This window comes from Streptomyces sp. NPDC126497, assembly GCF_040302425.1.
Classification (GTDB): domain Bacteria; phylum Actinomycetota; class Actinomycetes; order Streptomycetales; family Streptomycetaceae; genus Streptomyces.
In genome coordinates this window covers 1-1,228 of sequence record NZ_JBEORT010000231.1, presented here as the reverse complement: position 1 = coordinate 1,228, position 1,228 = coordinate 1, and the positions used below count along the sequence as shown (strand labels likewise).

The 1,228-nt window shown below is 74.9% G+C and carries 2 protein-coding genes and 1 pseudogene; 1 reads left to right on the top strand and 2 read right to left on the bottom strand.

Annotated features, from left to right (window positions below):
- Window positions 1-244, top strand: a pseudogene (locus tag ABTY20_RS35285) (hypothetical protein); the annotation flags it as partial.
- A gap of 4 nt (window positions 245-248) precedes the next feature.
- Here the strand turns inward: ABTY20_RS35285 and ABTY20_RS35280 are convergent.
- Both ABTY20_RS35280 and ABTY20_RS35275 read right to left on the bottom strand, forming a co-directional pair.
- Entirely contained in the window at window positions 249-812 is a 564-nt protein-coding gene (locus ABTY20_RS35280; RefSeq protein WP_191873986.1) for a TetR/AcrR family transcriptional regulator, read from the bottom strand.
- A complete protein-coding gene (locus tag ABTY20_RS35275; RefSeq protein WP_055496002.1) occupies window positions 809-1,171 on the bottom strand; it encodes a DUF1304 domain-containing protein in 363 nt (120 codons plus the stop codon). Before ABTY20_RS35275 ends, ABTY20_RS35280 begins: the two co-directional genes overlap by 4 nt.
- Window positions 1,172-1,228: the final 57 nt, after the last annotated feature.

Below are 1,228 nucleotides of genomic sequence, written 5' to 3'. Positions count from 1 at the left end.
CCGCTTCCTCACCCTGGGCGGCCGCACGGACGTCCGTGATCCCGAGGGCGTGCTCGCCCGTGACGGGTTGCTCGGCGCGCCGTACCGCAAGCAGGTCCGCATGCCCGCGGGCGCCCGCGGCACCGGGTACCACTACCGTGACCGGCACCTGTGGCTGACGGAGGACCGGGATGCCGCCCACGTCCGCACGTCCTCAGGAGTGGGGGCCTGGCCCCGGGCGGTGCGGGAGGTCGCCTGCACGTGACCGGTCACCGGCTCCGGTGCAGCGCGACCAGCAACTGCCAGACCTGGTCCGCGACTTCCTCCGGCGCGGCCCGCAGCAGCCCGTGCAGCCAGTCCGCGAGGACACCCGCGAAGGTCGCCGCCACCGCCGACGCGACCAGCGGGGCGTCAGCCGCGCCGGCCAGTTCGCGCTCCTCGAGGCTGCGGGCCCGCAGGTCCCGGTGCAGCACCCGGCCGAGCGGCCCGCCGCCGCCCGGCGCGAGCAGCGACCGGTACAGGGCCGCGTGCGGGGCCAGACCGGTGAAGAACTCCCGCAGCGCGGGCGGGGCGTGGACCGGATCGGGCCGACCCCGCCAGGCGTGCAGCGCGTCCACCGCCTGCCGTACGACGTCCGCGCACGCGTCGACCGCCAGCGCCTCGATGCCGTCGTAGTGCACATAGAACGTGGCCCGGCCCACCCCGGCCCGGCGCACCAGCGCGGCCACGGCGACCTCCGCCGGCGGTCGCTCGGCGCACTCGGCGAGCAGGGCGGCGCGCAGCCTGGCGCGGGTGCGCGCCGCCCTCGGGTCCTCGTGCGGCGCCCGGCTCATCGTGCGGCGAGGACGGCGGCCAGCGCGAGCGCGCCGGGCAGCGCCTGGGCGAACAGGATGCGGCGGTTGGCCGTGGTGGCGCCGAACACGCCCGCCACCACCACACAGGACAGGAAGAACACCTGGACCCGGAAGCCGGTCGGGTCGGCGGCGAGAAGTCCCCACACCAGTCCGGCCGCGAGGAAGCCGTTGTAGAGGCCCTGGTTGGCGGCCAGCGGAGCGGTCGCCCGGGCCGTCTCCGGGTCGAATCCGTGCAGCCCCCGCCCCGGCTTCCGCTGCCACAGGAACATCTCCAGCACCAGGATGTACATGTGCAACACGGCCACCAGGCCGACCAGCACGTTCGCCACGATTTCCATGAGCAGTGAGCCCTCCCCTTCTTGGACAGGTGTCCAAGATAGCTGGACACCTGTCCA